The organism is Acinetobacter sp. R933-2, from assembly GCF_030325485.1.
Lineage (GTDB): Bacteria > Pseudomonadota > Gammaproteobacteria > Pseudomonadales > Moraxellaceae > Acinetobacter > Acinetobacter sichuanensis.
In genome coordinates this window covers 291039-316838 of sequence record NZ_JACAIJ010000002.1, presented here as the reverse complement: position 1 = coordinate 316838, position 25800 = coordinate 291039, and the positions used below count along the sequence as shown (strand labels likewise).

The 25800-nt window shown below is 37.2% G+C and carries 24 protein-coding genes; 17 read left to right on the top strand and 7 right to left on the bottom strand.

What is annotated here, in order from left to right:
* Positions 1–143 precede the first annotated feature (143 nt).
* The 4 genes from HX005_RS04085 to HX005_RS04070 form a co-directional block, all read right to left on the bottom strand.
* On the bottom strand, positions 144–3059 hold the full coding sequence (locus HX005_RS04085; protein ID WP_286376374.1) for a DUF2135 domain-containing protein: 2916 nt from the start codon (positions 3057–3059) through the stop codon (positions 144–146).
* Positions 3060–3283: 224 nt separating this feature from the next.
* Complete coding sequence (locus HX005_RS04080) at positions 3284–3982, bottom strand: DsbC family protein (protein ID WP_286376373.1); 699 nt, start codon at positions 3980–3982, stop codon at positions 3284–3286.
* A gap of 99 nt (positions 3983–4081) precedes the next feature.
* Positions 4082–4411: a low molecular weight protein tyrosine phosphatase family protein gene (locus HX005_RS04075; RefSeq protein WP_286376372.1), complete on the bottom strand. Its 330-nt coding sequence runs from the start codon at positions 4409–4411 to the stop codon at positions 4082–4084.
* Positions 4408–4683 (bottom strand): hypothetical protein, encoded by a 276-nt coding sequence (locus HX005_RS04070; protein WP_286376371.1) that lies wholly within the window; start codon positions 4681–4683, stop codon positions 4408–4410. Before HX005_RS04070 ends, HX005_RS04075 begins: the two co-directional genes overlap by 4 nt.
* Positions 4684–4872: 189 nt before the next feature.
* On the opposite strand from HX005_RS04070, the gene HX005_RS04065 reads away from it, so the two are divergent.
* Both HX005_RS04065 and HX005_RS04060 read left to right on the top strand, forming a co-directional pair.
* Positions 4873–5118, top strand: coding sequence for a hypothetical protein (locus tag HX005_RS04065; protein ID WP_174493227.1), 246 nt, complete (start codon positions 4873–4875; stop codon positions 5116–5118).
* Between the two features lie 259 nt (positions 5119–5377).
* Positions 5378–6553 carry a PQQ-dependent sugar dehydrogenase gene (locus tag HX005_RS04060; RefSeq protein ID WP_286376370.1) on the top strand — a complete coding sequence of 392 codons (1176 nt, stop codon included), beginning with the start codon at positions 5378–5380 and terminating at the stop codon, positions 6551–6553.
* A 37-nt stretch (positions 6554–6590) separates the two neighbouring features.
* Here the strand turns inward: HX005_RS04060 and HX005_RS04055 are convergent, their stop codons facing one another.
* Together HX005_RS04055 and ygfZ are read right to left on the bottom strand one after the other, a co-directional pair.
* Entirely contained in the window at positions 6591–7583 is a 993-nt protein-coding gene (locus HX005_RS04055; RefSeq protein WP_286376369.1) for a hypothetical protein, read from the bottom strand.
* Between the two features lie 79 nt (positions 7584–7662).
* The gene (gene ygfZ, locus HX005_RS04050; RefSeq protein ID WP_286376368.1) at positions 7663–8385 is read right to left on the bottom strand and encodes a CAF17-like 4Fe-4S cluster assembly/insertion protein YgfZ; all 723 of its coding nucleotides are present in this window, start codon (positions 8383–8385) and stop codon (positions 7663–7665) included.
* Between the two features lie 237 nt (positions 8386–8622).
* Between ygfZ and acnD the strand changes: the two genes are divergently transcribed.
* From acnD to HX005_RS03995, 11 genes are all read left to right on the top strand, one after another.
* Complete coding sequence (gene acnD, locus HX005_RS04045; RefSeq protein ID WP_286376367.1) at positions 8623–11241, top strand: Fe/S-dependent 2-methylisocitrate dehydratase AcnD; 2619 nt, start codon at positions 8623–8625, stop codon at positions 11239–11241.
* 339 nt (positions 11242–11580) lie between these two features.
* Positions 11581–12087, top strand: a complete 507-nt coding sequence (locus HX005_RS04040) for a DarT1-associated NADAR antitoxin family protein (RefSeq protein ID WP_286376366.1) — start codon at positions 11581–11583, stop codon at positions 12085–12087.
* Positions 12088–12118: 31 nt separating this feature from the next.
* On the top strand, positions 12119–12481 hold the full coding sequence (locus HX005_RS04035) for a hypothetical protein (RefSeq protein WP_286376365.1): 363 nt from the start codon (positions 12119–12121) through the stop codon (positions 12479–12481).
* 231 nt (positions 12482–12712) lie between these two features.
* On the top strand, positions 12713–12856 hold the full coding sequence (locus HX005_RS04030; protein WP_107008217.1) for a zinc ribbon-containing protein: 144 nt from the start codon (positions 12713–12715) through the stop codon (positions 12854–12856).
* A gap of 109 nt (positions 12857–12965) precedes the next feature.
* Positions 12966–13547: a DUF4126 domain-containing protein gene (locus HX005_RS04025; protein WP_286376364.1), complete on the top strand. Its 582-nt coding sequence runs from the start codon at positions 12966–12968 to the stop codon at positions 13545–13547.
* A gap of 173 nt (positions 13548–13720) precedes the next feature.
* Positions 13721–14164, top strand: coding sequence for a hypothetical protein (locus tag HX005_RS04020; RefSeq protein WP_286376363.1), 444 nt, complete (start codon positions 13721–13723; stop codon positions 14162–14164).
* A 588-nt stretch (positions 14165–14752) separates the two neighbouring features.
* The gene (locus HX005_RS04015; RefSeq protein ID WP_286376362.1) at positions 14753–16099 is read left to right on the top strand and encodes an SWIM zinc finger family protein; all 1347 of its coding nucleotides are present in this window, start codon (positions 14753–14755) and stop codon (positions 16097–16099) included.
* Positions 16090–17679, top strand: a complete 1590-nt coding sequence (locus HX005_RS04010; RefSeq protein ID WP_286376361.1) for a hypothetical protein — start codon at positions 16090–16092, stop codon at positions 17677–17679. The genes HX005_RS04015 and HX005_RS04010 overlap by 10 nt, the downstream gene beginning before the upstream one ends.
* A gap of 39 nt (positions 17680–17718) precedes the next feature.
* Entirely contained in the window at positions 17719–18798 is a 1080-nt protein-coding gene (locus HX005_RS04005; RefSeq protein ID WP_107008212.1) for an ATP-binding protein, read from the top strand.
* Between the two features lie 21 nt (positions 18799–18819).
* Positions 18820–21294 (top strand): DUF5682 family protein, encoded by a 2475-nt coding sequence (locus HX005_RS04000; RefSeq protein ID WP_286376360.1) that lies wholly within the window; start codon positions 18820–18822, stop codon positions 21292–21294.
* Entirely contained in the window at positions 21281–22435 is a 1155-nt protein-coding gene (locus HX005_RS03995; protein ID WP_107008210.1) for a VWA domain-containing protein, read from the top strand. Before HX005_RS04000 ends, HX005_RS03995 begins: the two co-directional genes overlap by 14 nt.
* A gap of 53 nt (positions 22436–22488) precedes the next feature.
* Here the strand turns inward: HX005_RS03995 and HX005_RS03990 are convergent, their stop codons facing one another.
* Positions 22489–22974: a COG3650 family protein gene (locus HX005_RS03990; protein ID WP_286376359.1), complete on the bottom strand. Its 486-nt coding sequence runs from the start codon at positions 22972–22974 to the stop codon at positions 22489–22491.
* 189 nt (positions 22975–23163) lie between these two features.
* On the opposite strand from HX005_RS03990, the gene HX005_RS03985 reads away from it, so the two are divergent.
* The 4 genes from HX005_RS03985 (at position 23164) to HX005_RS03970 (ending at position 25660) form a co-directional block, all read left to right on the top strand.
* On the top strand, positions 23164–23517 hold the full coding sequence (locus tag HX005_RS03985) for a hypothetical protein (RefSeq protein WP_286376358.1): 354 nt from the start codon (positions 23164–23166) through the stop codon (positions 23515–23517).
* 126 nt (positions 23518–23643) lie between these two features.
* The gene (locus HX005_RS03980) at positions 23644–24483 is read left to right on the top strand and encodes a GGDEF domain-containing protein (protein ID WP_107008207.1); all 840 of its coding nucleotides are present in this window, start codon (positions 23644–23646) and stop codon (positions 24481–24483) included.
* 91 nt (positions 24484–24574) lie between these two features.
* A complete protein-coding gene (locus tag HX005_RS03975; protein WP_286376357.1) occupies positions 24575–25240 on the top strand; it encodes an RluA family pseudouridine synthase in 666 nt (221 codons plus the stop codon).
* Between the two features lie 63 nt (positions 25241–25303).
* Entirely contained in the window at positions 25304–25660 is a 357-nt protein-coding gene (locus HX005_RS03970; RefSeq protein WP_286376356.1) for a hypothetical protein, read from the top strand.
* The last annotated feature ends 140 nt before the right edge of the window (positions 25661–25800 follow it).

Here is a 25800-nt window from a genome sequence, read left to right as displayed (position 1 = left end):
AAAATGAGCAAAAGTGTTATGCCTGTTTGTTATTTTTAACATGTTGTTTACATGTGGTTTTTATTTAACACTAAAAAATAATATTAAAAAAACCATCCAAAATTAAGTCACTTTGGATGGATGAAAAGCTTCATAATTTCTTCTTAATTGACCTTAAATTTACCAATCAATACCGCTTCATCATTGTCGGTTTCTAAACGATCTTTGGTCATTTTGACTCGTAAAATATGCTCACTTTGTTGTGGTGTACCCCAATGGCGAATTAAGCGCACAAATGCAGTTGTTGGTCCTGTGACAATTTGTTGATGATCTCCATAATAATGCGCCTTGATGGTATATTCACCTTTCATTGGTTGTTTTAGCCAAAACACTTCAGGACCGTAACCGCCTGTAAAATCATCGGAAATTTTACCACCTTGCGCACTAAGTGGATTTGAATAAAACGTTTTTTCATTATTTGGATCAATTACCCAAAGATCCATATCTGAGTTATCACTGTCCCATGTTAAAACAACCCGAATGCCTACGGGTAAATTGCGAATCAGTTGAGGATCAATATCTTTAATCGCAGGGCTTTGCGGTGCTTTGAGAATGAGGTTATTCAGCTCATCTGTAGCAATAAGATGAATCCCACCAAAACGTCCATCCCAAGGGTGGCTAACTACATGATAGAGTGTGCGAATCGCATCATCATATTGTTTATTTTCAGCATAAGCTAAAGCCAAATCACGCCAAGACTGCGGTTCTTCTTCTGCCATTTTTAGGACTTTTTGGTAAATGGCAATCGCATCATTATATTGTTTGAACAACATCAATTGTTGTCCTAATAAACGCAATACATGACGATTTTCTAAATTTAATTCTGCCAAATTAGAAACGACTTGAATCGCTTCTTGGTTGAGTCCTTTTTGCTGTAATAGATCTGCTACAGTTAAATAAAATGAAGGATTATTTAAGTGATTTGCACGTTCATCTAGATAAATTTGATAAGCGTTTTGTTTGGATGCTTTTTCTAAACGAGCCACATAAGGTGCATCGTCTTTCCACGGTTGAATTTCAATTGTAATATTATTTTGTATGACTCTTTTCTCTTCCACTTTTTGGCTTTGTTGAGCTTGGTGCTGCTCTAAAGCATCTGCCGCCGCAATTGCTCTTGATTCTGTTGTTACAGTTACAGGTTCGGGTGCGGGTGGTGCAGGCTGTGGAGGTGAGTCAACGAACGGTTCAACAGGAGCGACTTCAACCACAGGCGCATTATTCTGACTTTCAGCTCGCCTAAAGAGTGGTTTTTTTAACTTTGTCTTAGGAAAATCAGTTTCCCACCATTCTTGATGTTCTTGGTAGGCTTGAATGCTTTCTGTCAGGGCATGTTGTTGCTTTTGTTGTAAACTCTCTTTTTTTTGCTGAATTGCTTGATCAAACTCAGCTTTTAGACTCGTTGGTGGTTGAATATCATATTGAATATAATCGCTTATATTTTCGAGTACAATCAATGAGGTATTCGGTGTCACAATATTAAATTGTTGACCTAAAGCTTGAATTTTTTGTTCATTTAATGTGGGTTGAGTTAAAAGTTCAGCAATTTTTTCTTTTGCCCAAAGTGCCGCAATTTGTTGGCTTGATGACGCATTTTTAAATGCTAAGCGAGTTTCTTGAACTTGACGACCATTTTGTAATTTGAGTTGCAGTTGAGCTTGCTCTCCAATGAGAGGAGTGTAGCGACCAAATACACGAACAATGCCATTTTCAGGGAAATAAGATGGAATGTGTAGATCACTTACACCATTTCCTTGTACTTCAAGTAAACGACTACGGTCATGGATCAAATTGTATTGTGCTTGTTTAAACTCTTCAGGTGTACTCCAATGAAGATATTGCCCATGATTTTTTTCAGCAAGTTGGCGAAGTGTTTGATGGTTGAGAAGATTAGCATTGGCTTGAATGCTATATAAGCGTTGCTGAGCTTTGAGTTGAGGGGCTGTTTGAGTGCCATAATTTTCTAAAGCATCACTGAACAACAAATATTCTTGAATTGTATTGTTATTTTTCCAATCTGAAAGATTGGTTGCACCATCATATACGATGTTTTGTAAATATTTTTTAAGCTCATGCCAGTCGCCATTTTGAACTTTAAAACGAATAGGCGTTGAAGCTCGCTGACGTAATAAAGTTAACTCAATATCTGCATTTTGTACGTGTTGAAAGTAGCTTTCTAATAAAGCAAGTTCACTTTGTAAATCACGTTGTTGAGCAGATAAAGAAGCATCCCACAAGATACCAATATGCTGTGGAAGTTGACGTTTTTGAGTAAATTCAACCACTGGAATTTCTGCATAAAAATAATCAGCATTATTTAAATGTTGTGTGAAAATTTGTGCATTTTTAGGGGCAGGTATACTGACATCAATATATTTGAATTGATTGAATTTTGGATTTTTTAATTCAGCAAGATAGGTGTTGTCTGCTTTGGGTTTAAAATTCAGCTGCTGACTTTGAGGTGCAGCTTCAAGTCCTTTGCCTAAAATCGTCAACTCATAATGACTGACTGTATTGGCAAATTGTAAAGGGAGGCGATACAGTTTTCCTTGCGCATTTTGGCTCAGTGTTTCTTGATAACGAATACGTACTGTGCGTGTGCCTTGTGCAGGAATTGGATAGACACGAAGTTTAAAATTATTTCCTTGCGTTTGTTCAAGTAGAGCAGGGTCTATATTACGGCGTTCAATTGCTTCAAACACTTGCTGACCTTTGGCTTTAGGAACAGGGACTGCATCACGCATTTCACCATTGATGTCCAAAGCCAGAGCTGTAATTTGCTGTCCTTCTTGTAAAGGAAACTCTAAAGTTCCTTCAAGTTGGCGTTGGTTTGGATTATATAACTGCATTTCTAAAGTGGTTTCAGCTAAACCATTGATGATCTCAACTTGGGTTTTTACACTTTTAAGTTGAATCGCAACATCATCTTTCGCTGTTTCAATACGAATAGGAGCAGTAATAATTTCTACAGGTGTATTTATTGTTGGTGACTGTGTAAGGATGTCTTGACTATATGTCGACATGGAAATAGGCATAAGGCTGAGGATACAGCAGCAAAGTAATTTTTTTTTCATCATGGTAAATTCTTAAAAATATGGTGTTTATAAAATATGTTTACAACAAAGTTGAAAGAAATGATTTAAGTGAAGCTTAAGAATAGTGTGTTTTGCTTTTAAAATACAACAGGACAAATCATTCTTCTTAAATATAGGATGCCGATCTTATTAAGTTCAGCATCCCTTTTTATTTATTTTAAAATTTTTTCTAATTCTTCTGCGCTACGTACACCTGAAATCCGTGTTCCATCTTTTAGGAAAAATGTCGGTGTACCTTCAACTTCAAGCGTTTTGCCTAAAGCTGCAATTTTTGTGACAGGAGAGGCACAGTTTTTACTTGCTACAGGTTGCTTTTTATCAATCGTATAGTCTAACCAAGCTTGATAAGGCTGTTTTGAGCACCAAATTTTATTTGAAATTTCAACTGCATTAGGGTGTAATGTTGCAATTGGATATAAGAAAAGATAGATGGTTACATTGTCAATTTTTTTCAGCTCTTGTTCTAATTTATGACAATATGGGCAGTCAGGGTCACTAAACAAATAAATGACACGCTCGCCTTTACCTTTCACTTGTTTAATAGCTTGATCTAGCGGCAGTTTGCTGACATCGATTTTACTTAAAACTTGCATACTTTCTTCAGTTAGATTTTTTTGTTCTTTTAAATCAATGAGATTTCCAACAAAAAAGTATTTAGCTTCATCTGTTGTATAAACAATGCGCCCACCCATATAAACTTCATAAACATCTTTAACAGGCGAGTTTTTCACAGATTTAACAGGAATATCTGGAAAATTTTGCTTAAGATTTTTTTCTACAGTTTGAATATCAGCATGACTCATTGTCATGGTAAATAAGCTAAGACTAAGCGCAGTAAACCACGTTTTCATGATCAATCTCGAAAAAATATTGGCTTGATATTGGCGTAATTATTTAAAAAAATATAGCCTATTCCTGTAATTATTTTAGTGTTCCAATATTATTAAAATTTATGCAAAATCATCTAAATAAGGTGGAATGACATCCTGTAAAAGTTCGATCAGTGCTTCATCCATATAGTGATAATCATCAGGGATCTCAAGCACGATGACTTTCTTATGTTGTAACTGTTTGGGAAACTTTTCTTTGATATTTTGCTTATGCTTTTGTTCCATGACAAAAATCAGTTCTGCCCATTCAATGTCTTTACTCGAAATTGTATGTTTGGCATGACGACTTGTACCCGCAGAACGAGTGTGAATGCCATAGCCCACAGAAAAGACTCGCTCAGCTGTCGGACTACGCCATTGGTTGCGACTACAAATAAAAAGAATATTCAATTGATAGAATTCCAGTATTCATATTGAGCATTGAGCCGTCTTTGTTGATTGGAAATTCGTGGATATTCAAAGCCTAATTGCATCGCTCTTTTTTGCTTAATTGGGCGTTGATAAAGAAGTTTGAAATTCTTTTCAGGTTTCCAAAATGTTGAACTATGCCTGCAATCACGCCCACGATATAAAAATTTGTTTTTACGTCGCCATGCTCGGTTACGTTTTAGGTTGTGTGACGGTGCTTTGGTTTGCTCTAAAACTAAATAGTGAGTGTCCATTATTTTAAAACTCATGAGTTGATCGGGGTTCAGCAGCCGCGATAACACATGATGTGGCGATTTTATCGGCATCCTTTGCTTTAGACAAGATTGAAATAGATGAATGACCGCTTTTGTTGCATTTTCAAATAGGTTTTTGCTGTAGATTTTGGTTAAATTCCACTATTCAATTGAACTGTAGAGTAGAGCATGTTTATTAAAACCATTAAGCGTAATTATTTAAAAGTGCTTGAAGATGAAAGTATTGCAGATGCAGATAAAATTGATGCTTTATTGATGAAATTGGGCAGTGAATATCTGATCAGTAAAGAAGATCGGGTTTATATTTTTCAAAAAGGCGATTTGACGGCAAAATTTGACGCAAAACATGCCCGTGCCTATCATTTTAAAGACTATGTTTGTAAAGATATGAATAAGCTGTTTCATGGTTTTTAAGACATGAATATTTACTTTAACTGAGTTAAATCATTGAGTTGAGCGGTAAAGTAAGCTTTGCGGCTCACTGATTTTAAGTTGGGATATGACACACTGATGTAGACACATGCTATGAAATTGTAAACCTGATGATTAAATTAATTTAAAACCATATAAAACAATAGCATATTGTGTTTTTTCCTTTTAAAAAGAATCTTGTGATCTATTGTTTATTCGGTTTATATTATAAAAATTCATATTGAATCAGATGAATGCAATAATGATAAAAACACGGTCAATATTACTCATCAGCTTAATGTGTTCAACAAGCATTTTCGCTGAACAACCCAAATTGGTTCCACATCCAATTCACCTGAAAAATGGTCAGCAATTTTCCTTAAATTTACCTGCAAATTACGAGATTATTCCTGCTGCGGAAGGCTTAAAACGAGTACGTTTTTTTGCCAAAGCACCCGATGGCAGAATGTTTGTCACGGATATGCATGATTTGACTGATAATAACAAAGGCGTGATTTATATCTTGGATGAATGGAATGCTGAAACAGGCAAGTTTGGCAAAATCACGCCTTATCTGATTGGTTTAAAAAATCCAAATTCAGTTCAGTTTTATACAGATGCAAATGGGCAAGATTGGATCTATATTGCAGAAACCCATCAACTTACCCGTCGAAAATTTACGCAAGGTGAAACAAAACCTTCGGCTAAGGCTGAAGTTCTGGCGACTTTTCCTGATTATGGCTTAAGTTATAAGTATGGTGGTTGGCACCTGACACGAACGATTGCGGTTGGTGGCAATGGGAAAATTTATGTTTCGGTGGGTTCAAGTTGCAATGCCTGTGTAGAGAAAGAAAAAGTTCGGGCAACAGTTTTGGAAATGAATCCTGATGGCTCGGAACAACGGATTTATGCCAAAGGCTTACGTAATGCTGTGGGTTTGAAATGGATTGGCAACTTTTTATTTGCCACCAATCAAGGCTCAGATCATTTGGGTAAAAATAAACCTGATGAAACGTTTTATGCGCTGAAACGTGATGTCGATTATGGTTGGCCGTCTTGTTATTCATCGAGTGGAAAAGTGTTTGCAGATCTAAAGTTTAAGCGTGCCTCAGGCTGTAAAAATGTACCATCGCCTTATGCTTATTTTCCTGCGCATTCTTCTGCGCTTGGCTTTGATTATTTTGATGATCTAAGCACGGACGACACAATTAAAAATGCTTTTTTAGTGGCATTACACGGTTCAACCGATGAGTCGATTGGGCATGGTTATAAAATTGCGATGATGCGTAAAGGGCAAAAACTTGAAACCTTTATGGATGGTTTTTTAGTGGGTAAAAAAGTGAATGGACGACCTGCGGATATTTATAAAATTGATGCAAATTCATTTTATTTTTCGGATGATCGGGGTGGGGTGGTTTATTACGTAAGACAGAAGTAGATATTTCAGCTATTCCTGCAAACTTTTTATACTAAAATTATGGATGAACTTTGTTTTGGTCATCAGTAAGGCATGGAAACTGATCTACTTCAACACCTTCAAGCACACACAAATGAGTTTCCAAGTAATTAATACCATTAATTGTGACTAACTTAGGATGTGAACTTGGAAGGGCTGCTTCAATTAAATCAATTTTATCATCCATACCGACAAGGTAACCTAGCTGATCACCATGAGGAATCCCATTTTTGTATGGCTCAATCATTGATAAATAATTATTTTTATATGTGGTTTTGCGTGTATGGTTTTTATCTATTATTTCAACAAAAGCACTTTTCAAATTTTTAATTTGTCCCCCAGTTAAATAAAAATCAGTTTCTTCTGAAAATAATGCAGTATTTCCAATATCATCTTTGTAATTCATTTGTAAGGTGATTATTGGATTGCTAAATTCTTTCTTTTCTTCGTTTTGAGATGATTCGATTTTTAATTGAGTAATAAGCTTTGTGAAAGATTTTGCAGCTCCTATTAATGCTCCATCCTTTATGTTTCCACTACTCAGTGTGATGTTGTGGATCTTAGAGATAACTCTAGTTTGATTAGGGCTATTTTTTAAATATTGGTCAAGTAGGCTGTCATATTCTATTCGAAGTTTTACTTCGCCCATAATTTTTCCATTTACACATTCAACTTTCATAGGAATGATTCGAACATTACTGTTTGTTATTGTTGTTTCATCTTGTGAGGTATTATCTGATTTTTTTTGAGTATTTAGTTCATTTTCTATTACTAATGGTTTTCTCAACAATAGATTGGCAAGTTTGTATTGTTCATTTCTAGATATTCGGCATGACCATTCCTGCTCTGTTTTTAATGGTGAAAAAAAATCTTCTTTATATAAATCATTACGATCGCTAAGATATAAATTTAGAAATTTTTGTTGAATCGGATCAGATAATTCAGGGTAGTCAAAGGCAAAAGTTACTGATGAAATGATAGATACCATAATAGTTATACCAATTCTTTTCATGAATTATCCTTGTTATTTTATTTAAAATTATTAAATGAATAAAAGCCACAAATAATTTTATTTGTGGCTTTTCAGAAGTTTACTGCGGTCTCGCCACATCACCACTTAAACTTTCAGGCAAGTCTAAAACAGTCACTTCAAGCTCTTCCAAAGCCTCAGGACGAGCTACCACAAGCGCAATAAAACCATTTTCAAAAGCTGTGCTATTGACCACTTGAACGCCTTTATTCAGTTGCTCAGCTTGTGCAGGAACAGCACCCGAACCCTGAATCACATGCAACCATGCTTTTGGTTTTGCCTTAAACCAAAGACGGGCAATCACTTCCTGACCCAAGTAGCACCCCTTGTCATAATTGACACCACCACGTTGATGTAAACGTAATTCCTGAGGTTGAAAAACACCTTCAATGGCTTGATTAATAAAAGCCTGACCTGTTTGAATCGCAGCAATTTCCCACGCAGCAACATCTGTTTCAACGTCAGAAAAGTCAGTTGTTGTGCCATTTACTGTTGGAAAAACTGTCCCCGTTGCTTCAAGTTTCATCTTGGAAAATGCGCCATATTTTTTAATATGTTTGGCAAATTCTTCAGCCTGATCTTGAGTCGTTACGATTTCAAACTCTTCAGGATTACGTTTTTTCAGCCATAAACCAAAGTGAATACGACCTTTCAAATCACAAATTGCGGTGTACTGCGACACACTTTCAGCCAAAGCTTCAGCATTGACCGTGACCTGACCTTGCAGGAATTTAAGGGCATCAACACCAATCAAGGTGAAAGAGGAGAACGCTAAATTGCTCATGAATGACTCGCTCATCTTAAATCTAATACTAAAGAATTATCTTTATTTTCCGCTATTTTTATAAAAAATGCACATTTAAGAAAAATAATTCAAGCAAGTTGTTACTAAATGTTTCTAAAACCCCTGTTTTTATACCTAAGTTTATGAAATATAAACGATTTGGGAAATGGGTTTTCGGCAGTGTACTATGCCAATCATTAGAACGCAGTAAATAATGATGCAAGAGGCACAAATTAAATGAATAACAACTACCGCAAACCCCTGCAAGGGACCCAGCTCGAATACTTCGATGTGCGTCAAGCCGTAGAAGACATCCAGCCAGGCGCATATGCAAAACTTCCATACACCTCAAAAGTGTTGGCTGAACAGCTTGTTCGTCGTTGTGACCCAACCATTCTCGAACAGTCTTTAAAAGAACTGATCAACCGTAAACAAGACCACGATTTCCCTTGGTACCCTGCACGTGTCGTGTGTCATGACATTTTGGGACAAACTGCATTGGTTGACCTTGCAGGTCTGCGTGATGCGATTGCAGAACAGGGCGGTGACCCATCTAAAGTCAATCCTGTTGTGCCTACACAGCTCATCGTAGACCACTCACTTGCTGTGGAATTTGGTGGTTTCGACCCTGACGCATTTGAGAAAAACCGTGCGATTGAAGACCGTCGTAACGAAGACCGTTTCCACTTCATCGAATGGACAAAAACAGCCTTTGAAAATGTCGATGTCATCCCTGCGGGTAATGGCATCATGCACCAAATCAACTTGGAGAAAATGTCTCCAGTGATTCAAAACCGTGATGGTTTGGCATTCCCTGATACTTGTGTAGGTACAGATTCACATACCCCACATACCGATGCGCTTGGCGTGATCTCGATTGGTGTTGGTGGTTTAGAAGCTGAAAACGTGATGTTAGGTCGCGCATCTTGGATGCGTCTCCCAGACATTATCGGTGTTGAGTTTGTTGGGCAGCGTCAATCGGGCATTACCGCAACAGATATCGTTTTAGCATTGACTGAATTTTTACGTAAAGAACGTGTGGTTGGTGCCTATTTAGAATTCTTTGGTGAAGGTGCAGACAGCATGTCAGTGGGTGATCGTGCGACGATTTCGAACATGACCCCTGAATATGGCGCGACTGCGGCTATGTTCTATATTGACCAGAATACCATTGATTATTTAACGCTGACAGGTCGTGAAGCAGAGCAAGTTCAACTTGTAGAAACCTACGCAAAAGAAATCGGTCTTTGGGCATCTGACATGACACAAGCGGAATATCCTCGTGTGCTTCGCTTCGATCTTTCAACTGTAACCCGTAATATTGCAGGTCCATCAAACCCACATGCCCGTGTATCAACGGCTGATTTGAAAGCCAAAGGTATTGCAGGCAATTTAGATGCTGCAAAAGCTCAGGAAGCGGAAGGTTTAATGCCAGATGGTGCAATCATCATCGCAGCGATTACCTCTTGTACAAATACTTCTAACCCACGTAATACTGTGGCTGCAGGCTTGTTGGCGCGTAAGGCAAATGAACTTGGCTTAGTACGTAAACCTTGGGTGAAATCATCATTTGCACCAGGTTCTAAAGCAGCAGCGTTGTACCTTGAAGAAGCAGGCGTGTTGGGTGATTTAGAAAAATTAGGTTTTGGCATCGTGGCGTATGCATGTACGACCTGTAACGGGATGTCAGGTGCGCTGGACCCTGTGATTCAACAAGAAATTATTGACCGTGATTTGTACGCAACCGCGGTGCTTTCGGGTAACCGTAACTTCGATGGTCGTATCCATCCTTATGCAAAACAAGCGTTCTTGGCTTCGCCTCCTTTGGTAGTGGCGTATGCGATTGCAGGGACGATTCGTTTTGACATCGAAACAGATTCTTTAGGCAATGACAAAGACGGTAATCCTATTTACTTAAAAGACATTTGGCCATCTGATGCTGAAATTGATGCATTGGTTAAAGTTGCTGTTAAGCCTGAACAATTTAAGAAAATTTATATTCCAATGTTTGATTTGGGTGTGAATGAAAAAGCGTCTAGCCCACTTTATGATTGGCGTCCACAAAGTACCTATATTCGCCGTCCGCCGTATTGGGAAGGCGCACTTGCTGCACCTCGTACTTTGGCAAATATGCGTCCACTTGCGATCTTGGGCGATAACATCACGACGGATCATTTGTCTCCATCGAATGCAATCGTACTCGACAGTGCTTCAGGTGAATACTTGAAGAAAATGGGCGTGCCTGAAGAAGACTTTAACTCTTATGCAACGCACCGTGGCGATCACTTGACCACGCAACGTGCAACTTTTGCCAACCCGAAATTATTCAATGAAATGGTGGTTCGTTCTGACGGTACCATTAAGCAGGGTTCTAAAGCACGTGTCGAGCCTGAAGGCGAAGTGATGCGTATGTGGGAAGCGATTGAAACTTATATGAATCGTAAGCAACCATTGATCATCATTGCAGGTAAAGACTATGGTCAAGGTTCAAGCCGTGACTGGGCTGCGAAAGGTGTACGTCTTGCAGGTGTGGAAGTGATTGTGGCGGAAGGTTTTGAGCGTATTCACCGTACCAACTTGGTGGGTATGGGCGTGTTACCGCTTGAGTTTAAAGCAGGAACTGACCGTAAGACTTTGAAGTTGGATGGTACTGAGTTGTATAGTGTGATTGGTAATATTGCACCGCGTTCTGACCTGACTTTGGTGGTTGAGCGTTCGACTGCTGATGGTAAGAATGAAATTATTAAAGTGCCTGTAACTTGTCGTTTGGATACGGAAGAAGAAGTGCATGTGTATGAAGCGGGTGGTGTACTACAACGCTTTGCACAGGATTTCTTGGAAGGGAATGTAGCTTGATGATTTAAGCTGAAAGTATTTGATTTATTTGTATAAAGACCCTACATTTATGTGGGGTTTTTTTATTGGATTGATGGTTTTTTAACAAAGATAGTCTGAAAGATAGTTACACTCTAAAATATTCTAATAAGAAATTTGTATCTCATCAAAACAGACAGGGTGTTTTTGATGATTGAATAACTGTAAAAATACGTAATTATAAAGGAGTCATATAAATGCCAAAACGTCCTGTATTTATTCCTAATACTGTTGGTTCTACTCTTGTAGAAACTAAAATGGTGGATTTTCAGTATCACTCAAATTTTAGAAATTTCTAGCAAGTCAGAATTAGCGTTAGGAGTGGCACTTAGCGCTTTTAATTTAATGATGTTGGATAAAAAGACGAATCAAAAATTTAGTGTTGAGTGCGCATTTCAAAGCAGTAAGATTTTTGAAAATGGCGGACCATTTCTAGATCTTTTAAACGTGACTTCACGAGAAGCCAAAAAGGATGAGAGATTAAAAACATCAGGGCAGTTAAAAAAATTTAATTTTTATGGCATGGATTGGACTTTAGAGCCTTTAACAGCATTTTATGATTGGTTATACATTAATGCTTTGAATTTCAATTCTGAATATCATGAGGAATTATTGAAATATGAGGCATTTACAGACATCGAATTTAATCCTGAAAAGTCAATAAACTGTCAGGCTTATTCAATTGCAATGTTTGTATCTTTATCTAAAAGAAACTTATTAGGTAAAATCCGAGATCCTAAAGAATTTTTAAAATTCTACAGTGATTTTCAAATAAGTAATGCTTATATGAATACACGAAATAGTTCAGGTACAGGCTCACTTTTTTAATAAATAAACATAGGATTTAAGCTGTAAACCCATGCCCAAAAAATCCCCCGAACAAAAAGCCGAAGAAGAACGCCGCTATATTGCGGCAAGTAGCGCTTCCAATACAGCAGAACTCGAACCATTTTTAACTGATCCGAATCAAGCAATTCGTGTAACAGCCGCCATGAACCCCGATGCAGATGCAGACATTCTTGACCGCTTTGCCAATGATAAATTTTGGGGCGTACGCATAGAAGTGGTGGGACATCCCAATGTTAGCGAAGCCACATTACGCAGATTACTCGAATCTAAAGTCAGCAAACGAGGCGTTGTCCATCATGCAGCACACAAAAAACTGCTCGAACGAGGCGTTGAGTTTGGTGAAGACGGTATGCCATACGAAATTAATCAGTAGAGTAAATAAAAGCTGATGAATAGAAAATCCGATTTGTTTTTGGAAATTTAAAAGAAGAATATATAAATTTGTGTGATGAAAGTTTTTAAATGGAATAAAAATGATAAAAAATACCAATATAAGCATTTCTTGCAAAAATGACATCATCATTTAGCAAAATAGACAGTAGACAAAGCGAAAAAAAAGAGGCTATACTTTGTTCACCATTTCTAATACCTATGGAGAACAAAAATGGTTATGGCTGGTCAAAAACCTGGAACAGGCTTCTATTTTTGTGTCAACTGCGGACACCGCACCTACTTAGAAATTGGTACAGATCGTCTACCACCGTGTACCAAATGCCTTGGCAATCAATTCAACAACAAGAATGCCTAAGCAGCACAAACAAAACAGTTACTCTCTGTTTTAGAAAAAGCCCTATCACCCCATAGGGCTTTTTTGTTACCGTATAAAAAAATATAAACACAATAAGGTAGGGCACAACATGGAAACCATCCTGAGCTTATGTATCGGTATTGGACTCAGTGCCGCTTGTGGTTTTCGTGTATTTGTACCGCTATTGGTCATGAGTATTGCCTCACTCATGGGATGGTTTGAACCCATGAAGGGTTTTGAATGGTTGGCAATGCCATCAGTCTGTATTGGTTTAACTGTTGCAACCCTCTGTGAAATCGGGGCGTACTATATCCCTTGGGTAGATAATATATTAGATACGATAGCAACGCCTGCGGCACTCATTGCAGGAACATTAACCACTATGGCAGTCAGTACAGGGGAAATGTCGCAATTTACCAGTTGGGCAGCCGCAATTATTGTCGGTGGAGGAACTGCGAGCGCAGTACAATTAAGTACAGTCGCTGTTCGTGGTATTTCTACAGCAACTACAGGTGGAGTCGCTAATCCAATTATTTCAACAGGAGAGTGGCTAGGCGCTATTGTCGTTTCGATACTGTCTTTAATTGCACCTATTTTGGTGGTATTGCTGGTCATTATGTTGATGTTTGTTGTGATTCGATGGATTCGTAAAAAAAGACAGGAAAAGTTGAATAAAACTGCACCATACTAAAATTTTTAAATAAAATAATAAAAAGCCATTTTGTATTTATTTTTGATTGTTTTTAAATAAAAACTAATAAATATTTCGCTTAAATGTGATGTGTTTCACGATTTTTTGTCTGAAATTCAAGGGATTAGCGCTAGATTCTGTTAAAATAATGCCACTTATCAGGAAAAAGAAAAATGAAAACATTTGATTTAGTGATCCACTCCCCTAAAAACCTACAAGAAGGTGGAGATGAGATTTTAGAAAAATTAGCTGCAATTAATGCATTGATTAAATTTGACAGTATTCATTGGCAACAACAAAGAGTGCGTCAGCTGCAATTTAATGGTGATAATGCGAGCTTTACATTGACTGACCTTGAAACACATTACAGTCTTAGATTTACTTTAAATGCTTTTTCTGCATCTAAGCATTTAGAGTTTAAAATGGAAAGTGATATTCCTGTGATTATACCGCAAAAGGATGTTTTTGGTTTAATTACCCGTAAAACCAAAGATTATATTGGTTTTAAGAGAATTGATTTTTCAACTACACGCCAATATCTCTTATTCTTTTTAAATGGTGAAAATGAAACTTTAGCGCAGCATTATAAAAACAGTAGAATTAAAGCTCCAAGATAAATATAAAACGAAGTGATGATGTAGAGAAAATTTCTCCTAAATGCTCTTTTTATGCGGTAAAAAATACGATATTTTTGTCGAAATGGAAAAAAATATGTTTTAAATGCGTTTTTGTGAAAAATATTTTTAAAATTACTCGAAATCAACCAATCTTAGGAAATTAATCCCGTAAGGCTTTGGCTATTATAAGTCTCAAGGGTGTGATGGGATCGAAAAGAGTAGCTTGCTGCCAGTTGCGTACAACGTGAGTGTAGTACAAATCCAAAAGATCTCGATTCGGCTTAGGACGCTATAGACCAAAAGTTTATAGGCAATAGGGTTAGAACTTACAAAGTTTTAATAGTTGAAGTAAACCATACGATGTTTTCCCAAATACCCACAAAATTTTCTAGTGATAAAAATAATAAATAAAAATGTTAAAAGTTTCATGAAATATCTCTTTTATCTAAAATTCTCTTAAACCATACTTCACAATTTAGCGACAAATTTTGTCGTTTAGCTGCTTTTTCCCGTTGAATTATTAAAATGAAAAATATACATTTATTGAGGAAATTAAATTTAAAATGAAAAATAACGCAAGGAATTTTTATGTTGCTGACCATTCAGCTTGATCAAATACAACAGATCATTCCTGATACAAATTCAGAAAAAGCTGCTAAAAAATTGGCTAAAGTCAATGATTGGAATAATAAAGGTGCTTCTACAGATCAATGGATCTGGGCAGAAATTAAAGGGAGTGCGATTTATCAAAGTGCCATTTTTTTACCACAACTAAAATGTGAATGTAGTTGTCCAAGTTTTAAACGTCCTTGTAAGCATGCACTTGCTTTACTGATGGTGTATCAAGAGCATCCTGCCGAGTTTCAAATTCAGGAAGATGAAACACAATTTCCTGAACGTGTTACAAAATGGCGTGACAAACTCACGCAAAGTACCGAGAAAAAAGCTGAAAAAGCCAATAAACCTGTTGATGAAGCAGCACGTGCTAAGCGTCAAGAATCACGTGATAAAAAAATTGATCAAGCCATTGATGCTTTGCAACTGTGGCTGAAAGATGTGGTCAATTTAGGCTTAGGTGAAGTGCGTTCACAAAATGGACGACAATTTTTTCATGAAATTACCAGTCGTTTGGTAGATGGTCAGGCTGCGGGAATCAATATTTGGATTGATGAATTTTCAAGTGCGTTATATCAGCCGAATTGGCAACAACACAGTGCTTTTTGGCTTGCGCGTTTGTATCTGATTGCTGAGCTATGGCAAAAAAGAGCACAACTTTCTCTAGATTTACAGCAAGAATTACGTCAGTTGATGGGCATTAACCTTGCGAGTGATTTTTGGTCAAGCCAAAGTACAGAAGAACTACAGTTGAGTGTACTTGCTTCTCGTACACAAGCATTACAACAGTCTAAAGGGAATTTTCGTCGTCAATGGTTATGGGACGAGAAAACATGTATAGATTATTTAATTTTAGATTTTGATATTGCACCGCATACACGTTATGGCTTAACCCTACCAAGTCAGCATCATTTTAAACTCAAAGCACAGCGTTATCCTGGGGTAGAACAACAACGTTTAAAACTTGCAGAGCAAGTCACACTCAACGATATTGACGCTATTAAAATTGAAAATGAACCGCCGCAAGGTTTTGTGTGTTTTGAAGATGCTTTAGCCAAACATGCAGAAAAACTTAGTCATAATCCGATGCATCTGACCAGTTTTTGGTGGATGAATCCTGTGCGTTTAAGTCAAAAAGATGAGCGTTATTATCTGATTGATTCGACACATCATATGATGCCGATTTCACTCAGTACTGATCAATTTACTGCGTTATGGATGATGGTGAGTAATCAACCTTTTTATGCAGGTTTAGAGTGGAATGGTTTAGAACTGCAACTCATCAGTATTTGGCAAGGAGCGCATTACCAATGTCTATAAGCTCACCTTTAGAACAATTTACCAAGCAACTTGAACTTAAACTCACCCTTGGGCAGCATTATCAACAAGCGATTCATGTACCTGCACCCATTTCTGAGTTTGTCAGTGATGAACAGGATTTATTGGGTTTAAATTTGCAATGGACACTTTTTCAAGTGTCTGCACAACAAGCTTATCCTTGTTCAGAACAACAACTTGCTCGCTTAGCCGATGATGAAACGCCATTTACACCCAGTAAACGGGGTATGAATAGCCTAATTAAAAGTATTGTTCAGCTTAATCAATATAATTTTCAATATGATAAGTCTGCTTGGATGAATTATCTATTGCATCTCATTCGTTTGCAGAAGCAGGCGATTGCGCCACATTTGGTTTTAGATGTACTTAATGTTGCCAATAATGATTTGCTATTAGCGGCAACATTGCCTGAACGAAGCTATAAATTGCAAGATTTGCGTCAGGATAATCGCTTAAAAGTGGCTAAAATTTTACATCAGACATTGATTTTACAACAACCCATTGATGAAGAAGATGCAAAATTTGCCAGTTTAAGTAAAGGTCCTGCTGAGCGTTTACTTCAAAACCTTGCACTTGAACATGCTGATTTTATTCATCAAAATTTTGAAGCTTTATGGAAACGTATTGATAAAGAACAGCGTAAAGACTGGATTGAAAATACACCATTTTCATTCTTTGCCCCGCATATTGCATATTTAACTGCATTGCATCAAAAGAAACCTGAACAAGCTTTAGGGCAAGGTTTACACTATTTATTTTTGCATGATTCTGAACATACTTATACGCAAAAAATGCTGCAATTACTGGAAAATGTCATTGAATTTGATGCTAAAAATCGTTGTATGATCGTGCGAATGAGCATTGAATTGGATGAACAATTACAACAACTCAATATCATTGATTACACTGCAAATGGCAATGAACGTAAGGTCATTAATGAGCTGAATATTGAAGAAAATTTAATAAAATTCTCACAATCAAGTAAAGCTGAAGACTATTTATATTTTATTTTAAAAGCGATGCCTTTGTCTTATTGGCAACAGATTTTCCCAACATGGGAGAGTTTACTGAAGCTGAAATATAAAAATCAGCGAAATCACATTTTAGATGCATTTTGTTTCCGCTGTTTTCATGAGCAACGTGCCGATTTAGCACAATGGCTCTATGAAAATTATCAAGAAGAACTTGAAAGCATCCGTTTTGCTTCCAATATGCAATATCTGTATCCGCTACTGAGCATTGAAAAACGTGATCATTTGATGTTGCAGCATTTACGCCAAGCCCGTAAACGTCATGAACCTGATTTTTTATTGGATGTTTGGAAACGCTTACCATTGTCTGCGTCAGAGATTGGTATTTTATCCAAAGAACTAACTGAGCGTTTATTGGCAGAAATCTATCTACAAGAAGAGCAGGAATATGCCTATTTATTGCATCCATTGTATGAATGGCTTGTGGTCTATGGCTATCCAACTGAAATTAGCCCATTAAAAGATTTAGATTCTAGTCGTTTTGATATTTTAAATAGCATTGCCAAACAAAAAATGGCATTGCTTCCGTAACAAAAAATCATTTTAATTTTCGATAAAAAGGACACTGACATGAGTCAAGTTTTACGTGCCAAAGCAGAACAACAATATGCCCATGAGTTGGCAGCTTTAAAAGAACACGATAAAAAACAACGCCCTGCACAATGGGAGTTATCACCAAATGCTGTAGTTGATTATTTAATGGGAACGACTCTGCCTGATGGTACTGAAATTTCAGCAAAATATATTGGTAATCGTCGTTTGATGGAAATTGCGGTGGCGACATTAGCCACAGACCGCGCACTTTTATTATTGGGTGTACCAGGAACAGCAAAATCTTGGGTATCTGAGCATTTAGCTGCGGCAATTAGTGGTAACAGTACTTTGCTCATTCAAGGGACAGCAGGCACCAGTGAAGATACTTTGCGTTATAGCTGGAACTATGCGCAACTACTTGCTAAAGGTCCAACTGAAGAAGCTTTAGTACAAAGTCCTATGCTACGTGCGATGCGTACAGGAAAAATTGCCCGTATTGAAGAGTTGACCCGTATTCCTGCTGATGTGCAGGATACTTTGATTACATTGTTATCTGAAAAAAATCTACCTGTACCTGAGTTAGGCATTGAATATCAAGCGGTACAAGGTTTTAGTGTGATTGCGACTGCCAACAACCGTGATAAAGGCGTCAATGAGCTTTCATCTGCACTTAAGCGTCGTTTTAATACCGTGATTTTACCACCACCTGCCACTATTGCAGAAGAAATTGAAATTGTGCAACAACGTGTTGCCTCGCTTGGTCGTAGCCTATCTTTACCTGAAATTCAACCACTCGATCAACACATTAAAACCCTTGTGACCATTTTCCGTGAATTACGTGAAGGTAAAACCGTCGATGGTAAACAAAAACTGAAAAGTACCACAGGGACATTATCAACCGCCGAAGCGATTTCAGTGATGAGCCATAGTTGGGCAATGTCAGGGCATTTTGGTGATGGCAGTTTAAATGCCCATGATCTAGTTGCAGGTTTACAAGGTGCGATTGTCAAAGACCCTGTGCAAGATGTGGTGCCTTGGAAAGAATATGTCGAAACTGTCATTAAACAACGTGAAGGTTGGAATGAAATTTACCAAGCTTGCCGAGATTTAGAATAATTACAGTCAAAGGATTTGCCCATGCATTATATTTTAGGGGTACGTCATCATGGTCCTGGCTCTGCTCGAAGTGTTTTAAATGCACTAGAGCAGTTGCAACCTGACTGTATTCTCATTGAAGGACCACCTGATGCGAATGATCGTATTGCACAGCTCAGCCATGCTGAAATTGAGCCACCGATTGCATTACTCATCAACACACCTGTACAAAAAGATGAACGACCACGTGCGGTATTTTATCCTTTTGCAGAATTTTCACCTGAATGGCAAGCATTACAATTTGCTTTAAAACATCAAATCCATACTGAATTTATGGATTTGGCATGTCAGTATCGTTTTGCACTGGAAAAACAGGCTGAGGAGGCACGACAAGCGCTTGAAGCTGAACAACAGACAGATTCAGAAGAAGAAAAATCTGAAGAATCTGTAGATGAGCATGTTGATGAAACGCTTGCTGATGCTGCTTCTGATGAATCAGCTTCTGAGAATGAAAGCACTGATGAAGATGCGTTTGAAATCTCAGATGAAGAACGCAAATTTCTGCAATATCGTCATGATCCCATCGCACTTTTAGCCCATCAAGCAGGTTATCAGGACAGCGAACGTTTTTGGGAACACTTGGTTGAACAGCAACCCCATGCGGGTGATATGTTTCAGTCGATCAATGAAGCAATGGCTGAAATTCGCGATTATTTAAACAGTTTAAATCCGAATACTGAACTTGATGATGATCAGTTGATAGAACAATACCGCGAAGCGTCTATGCGAAAAATCATTCGCCAAGCACAGAAGCAGGGCTTTGAACGTATCGTGGTGATTTGTGGTGCATGGCATGCACCTGTTTTAGTGGATTTAAAAACAAGCTTAAAAGATGACAATCAACTGTTAAAAGGTTTGCCAAAAACTAAAATTGAATCGGCATGGATTGCATGGACACATGGACGTTTACATCGTCACAGTGGTTATGGCGCAGGTATTCAAGCGGTGGGTTGGTATGCACATTTATGGAAGCATTATCAGCAAGCCCTTGAAGGTAAAGTCGATGCTGAAAAAATTAGTATTGATTGGCTCAGTCAGTTTGCTAATGCTTTGCGTGAGGCGGGACATGATGCCTCAAGTGCGCAAATTATTGATGCAACGCAACTGATTCAGTCTCTATTACAATTGCGTGAGCGTCGTATTCCTGATCTTGATGATTTAACAGAAGCGATTCGCAGTGTGCTGCATCATGGTTATGATTTGCCTGAGCCGATCATGAATCAGATGCTATTGGCAGAAAAACTGGGGCATTTACCTGAAGACTATTCAGAATTGCCAATACAACAAGACTTTTTAAAACAATGTAAGTCGTTGCGTTTAAAGCTTGAAGCAGTACATCGTGGGGTTGAACTGGACTTACGTCAGCCTTTTGATTTAAGTAAAAGTCAGTTTTTTCATCGGGTAAATTTGCTTGGTTTGGCATGGGCAGAATTACAAAATTACTCATCAGGTCGAGGAAATTATAAAGAAAACTGGCAATTGTCATGGCAACCTGAAAGCAGTTTATATCTCAATGAAATGTCACTTTGGGGCTATACCATTGCTGATGCAGCCGCAAGTTATATTCAAGATAAAATTGAGCATAGTGATGATCTATCAACCGTTGCTAAATATATTGAGCAAATATTGCTGGCAGGTTTAGACCGTAGTTTGCCTGTGGCTTTACAGCGTTTACAGTCCCTTTCGACTTTGCATCAAGATCCTGATGTATTGCTTGCGACTTTAACACCTTTGGTCACAGCTTTGCGTTATGGCAGCGTCCGTCAATTTTCTGAGCATGAATTATTTCAAATTATTCAACAGCTCAGCATACGTTTAATGTTGTCATTACCACAGTATTGTCAGTCCATTAATGATGATATGGCAAAACAAACCGCACAGCAGTTAAATAGCCTTTATTTGTTGTTGCAGCGTTTAGACAATGCAACGCTCAATCAGTATTGGCAAGACTTAATACTCAAACTATTGCAACAAACCTATATGAATGGTTATTTGCATGGCTCTGTTACCAAGTTAGCAAAACAGCAGCAATTGCTTGATTTAGATGAAATAGAACATTATTTATCACAAGCTTTATCGGTTGGGCAAACCGTTGATTATAGTGCAGGTTGGTTCGAAGGCTTTATCAGTGATCAAGCGTTATTATTGTTACATGAAGATAATTTATGGAACTTGGTGAATGCATGGTTAGGCGATTTACCCGAAGAACAATTTATCAATATTCTGCCTATTTTACGTCGTTCAACCAGTGATTTTAGTCCAAGTGAATCTGCGAAAATTGCAGAAAAAGCAGCATCAGGGGTGACAGTACATATTGCGCAATTGCCTCATCAATTTAATCTTGAGCGTGGTTATAACACTTTATTGAGTTTAAGAAATTTACTTCATCCTCAACCTGTATGTGTAGATGGCGCTGAAAAAGCTGATTTAAAAGAGGGTTCTGATGTCACAAACTAATCAAAATACCCAAGAACAAGAACGACGTTGGCGCTTAATTTTAGGTCAACGTCCTGAGCAGTCATCACCTGAGTATTGGTCGAGTGATGATGAAAATATGTTCCAGTGTTTAGATGTGTTATATAACACGCAACAGCAACAACGTGGTGGTTTAGGGCGTTCTAGTCCACGTATTGCCAAATGGCTGGGCGATATTCGTCAGTATTTCCCAAGTTCTGTGGTGCAAATCATTCAAAAAGATGCGCTTGAACGTTTGAACTTGCAACAAATGTTGCTAGAGCCTGAATTGTTAGAAAATATCGAAGTTGATATTCATTTGGTTTCGACTTTGATTGGCTTAAATCACTTGATGCCTGATCAAACCAAAGAAACTGCCCGTATTGTGGTACGTAAATTGGTTGAGGAAATTGAGCGACGTTTAAAACAAAGTTTAGAGCAAGCCATTCAAGGTTCAGTCAACCGTTCAGCCCATACGCGCCGTCCAAAACGTATTCAAGATATTAATTGGCACCGCACCATTCAAGCCAACTTAAAACATTGGCAAGAAGAATACAAAACCATTATTCCTGAGCAATTGCATGGACATCCACGTCAGCGCAGTTCCTTAAAAGATATTGTACTGTGTGTTGATCAGAGCGGTTCGATGGCGCCTTCGGTGGTGTATTCGAGTATTTTTGCTGCGGTGATGGCAAGTATTCGGGCTGTGACCACACAAATGGTGGTGTTTGATACGCAAATTGTTGATTTAACACCATTGCTTGAAGACCCAGTTGATGTACTGTTTGGTACGCAACTGGGTGGCGGTACAGATATTGCCAAAGCGATTAAATATTGTCGAACAAAGATCACTCGTCCTGAAGAAACAATTTTTGTGTTGGTCACAGATTTATGTGAAGGTGGCAGTGAGCAACAGCTCTTTAAACAAGTGGCTGAGATGCTCAATAGTGGTGTCCAAATCGTAACTTTATTGGCACTGTCAGATGAGGGAGCACCTTATTATGACCGTGAAAATGCACAAAAATTTGCGGCATTGGGCATTCCCACTTTTGCGTGTACTCCCGATCAATTTCCTGAATTAATGGCAAAAGCCATTGAAAAGCAGGATATTAATGCTTGGTATGCAACACAACAACAAAAATAGGTAAATCAAGGCAGTAGCCACTGCCTTGATTTAAGAAATAAGAGGATGCCGCATTATTTGCTTGCAATTAAAAGCTGCATCTTTTCAGATTGTTGTGTGGTTAAAACAGGCAGTAAAGATGGATTATTTGGATAAGCCACTCCATTAAAAGCTAATTGCACTGCACCCTGATTGCGAGATTGTACAACTAAGTTTTTCCAACCATGACTTTGTTGTTGACTGACATAAATAGGTGGACTTGTAACGGTGGTTTTATTTATTAATTTAAATTGCTGATTAGGTAAACCTTGATAAATCAATAAGGTACATCCACCAGAGCCGCACCAGTCTAAACCTTGTAGTAATACTACAGCATCAGGTTGACCATCTTGATTTAAATCATGAAAAGCTGATAAATATTGGGTTTGGTCTTGAGTGTATTGATATACGCTTTGTTGTAAGGCGTGTTGTGTGGAAGGATTAGTCTGTTTAGGCATTTGTTCTATTACTGTAGTACATCCTGCAAAGCATAAAATACATCCTAAATGTAGAAATTTCATATTTATTTAACCGTTTGAATCCCAATACTGAGTCATTATATTGTACAAAGATTTATCATCATGAGTGATTTTATGCACTCATAACATAGTAACAGTGACAGTTTAAAAATAGAGTTGAGCTATTGGTGAAGATGAAAGTTAAATTTAAAATATTGATTTTTATAATATAAAGAAACGATGAAGAAGATGATGAAAACTTATCAATTTTTAATTTTATTTATTCTATCTTTTTGCTTAAACGCTTGTGGTGATTTTACTCATTTTCAACAACATGCTGATGAGCAATTTGGAGACCAACATTTTAAAACAGCAATTGCTTTAATTGAATTACACAAAGTACGATTTGGTGAATATCCAGCGTCTTTGGACGACCTAAAGTATACAGGGGATTGGGATTTACTCGCTTTAAATTCGGTCAGTTATCACAAAGTAGACAATGGTTATCACTTAGATATTCTTAAAGGTTGGGTGGGACAGCCAAAACTTAATTATCCCCAAGAATTTTGGCAAGGTATTGGCTTAAAACAGAGTAATGCAAAGTAAAAAATAAAGATTAAGGATTGATAAATCGCACCATAATTTTTTGTAGATAAGACTATAATTAAAATCTCAGAAAAAGCTGATAAACTTTAAGTTTATGTATTTAATGTGAATATTGAGAGTCTAAAGATGAAAAAACTTGAGAAAATTCTTTCAATAAATACTTTGGCTCGACGTGTGATCATTCTCTTGATGATTTTAATCTGGGGATGGATTGATATTGCAACAGGCTATGAATATTCCTTTGCTGTATTTTATTTAATTCCTGTGTCGATTGCAGCATGGTTCGATAATAAAAGAGTGACGATTTTTACCATTATTGCAGCAGGAATTACATGGTTATATGCAGACTTTGTCTCAGGTCATCATTATTCAAATATTATTATTCCTTATTGGAATGCTGTAGTACGTTTAGGATTTTTTAGTGTTGTTGCATTTTTAGTGATGAAAGTTCGTGAAAACTTGGCAGCAATGACCTTAATGGCAATGAAAGATAGCTTAACCTTACTCAATAATGCGCGAGCTTTTGGTTTGCAATATCATGAATTAAGATTATATAAAAATAAATCAGGGTACAAAATAGCGATTGCTTTGATTGATTTAGATGGTTTTAAAGCAGTCAATGACCAATATGGGCATAGTAAAGGCGACGATATTTTAGTTGAATTTGCAGAAATTTTAAAATCTGTTGCGAGACCTGACGATGTGGTTGCTCGTTTAGGTGGTGATGAATTTGTCATGATTTTAAAAGACATTCATCAAAAAAGTGCGGAAATTTTTGAACAAAAACTACGAACAGCATTTTTAACCAGTACATTAAAACAGCGCTATGGTGTAGATTTTAGTATGGGAATTCGTATTTTCGAGCAATTGCCTGAAAATTTAGATGTCGCAACGCATCAAGCAGACCAATTAATGTACCAATCTAAAGCACAAGGTAAGTCTCAAACTGTTATTTGTATGGCATAAAATTAAGTATTTAAAAGAGTATGTTAATTTTTTGCTGGTGATTTAGATCTGTAAAACTTAAAATCTGCGCAGTTTTTTTGATTTTCTTGATATGCCTTTAGACCAAACATTTGTATATATGCCTCCCCAAGAGCCACTTTCAATTATTTATGAAGATGCAGACTTGGTCGTGATTGATAAACCCGCAGAGTTATTGTCTGTTCCGGGGCGCTTACCTGAACATCATGATAGTGCTTATTTCCGTGTATTAGAACGTTATCCTCATGCCAAAATTACCCATCGTTTAGATATGGCGACTTCGGGTATTTTAATGTTTGCTAAACATAGAGATGCAGAAGTTGCGATCAGTAAAATGTTTCAGGCACGTACTGTTAAGAAAAATTATATTGCTTTGGTACAGGGGAAATTAGAAGGTGAGGGCAGTGTAGATGTTCCTCTTATTACAGACTGGGAAAATCGTCCTCGTCAAATGGTGCATTTTGAGCTAGGTAAATCTGCCAAAACATTGTATCAAGCTTTAAATTATGATGAGCAGCAAGATATTACTCGGGTTTTACTCACACCGATTACAGGGCGTTCACATCAATTAAGAGTACATATGATGTATATTGGACACCCGATTACAGGAGATAAAATTTATCATCCTGATCCTGAAAAAAGCCCTTTAAAGCGTATGGCTTTGCATGCGAGTTATTTAGAGTTTATACAACCTTTAAATGGTGAAAAAGTTATCATTCAGGGAGATGTACCTTTTTAAGATTCATTTGAATTTTCATTATTTTTATAAATATCACCCTGTATAACATTGGAAAATAATAAAATGATACAACCTGCAATCGCTCAAATAATTTTAATTATATTGTTAGTTTTATCATGGGGTGGAATCATTTTTTGGTTGGTTTATATCACCATTAAAGGTTTGTCACCCTATGAGGTTACAAAGGAAAATCGAAGATTTATACTGTTTATCTTTCTAATGATGAGTGCAATTCTCATGATTTATGATTTTACTCCCGCAGATGCTACAGATTTAGAAAAAATTAATCGGTATTTAGAACAGGCAAAACAAGAGCATAACCAAGATTTATTATTGACTATTCAACAAATCAAAATGCAACCACAAATCAGCATTAAAGATCGGAAATATATAGAAAAGTTAATTGAAAAAGGTATTTAATCTAAAATATAAATGATAGGGTAAAAGAGACTGCGTGTAGGAAACAATTTCTTTAAATTTATTTGATCATTTCATATTCAGTAAAGATTTAATCGCCAAATTGCAATAAAACTCAGTTAATCTACGAGAACAAAAATGGC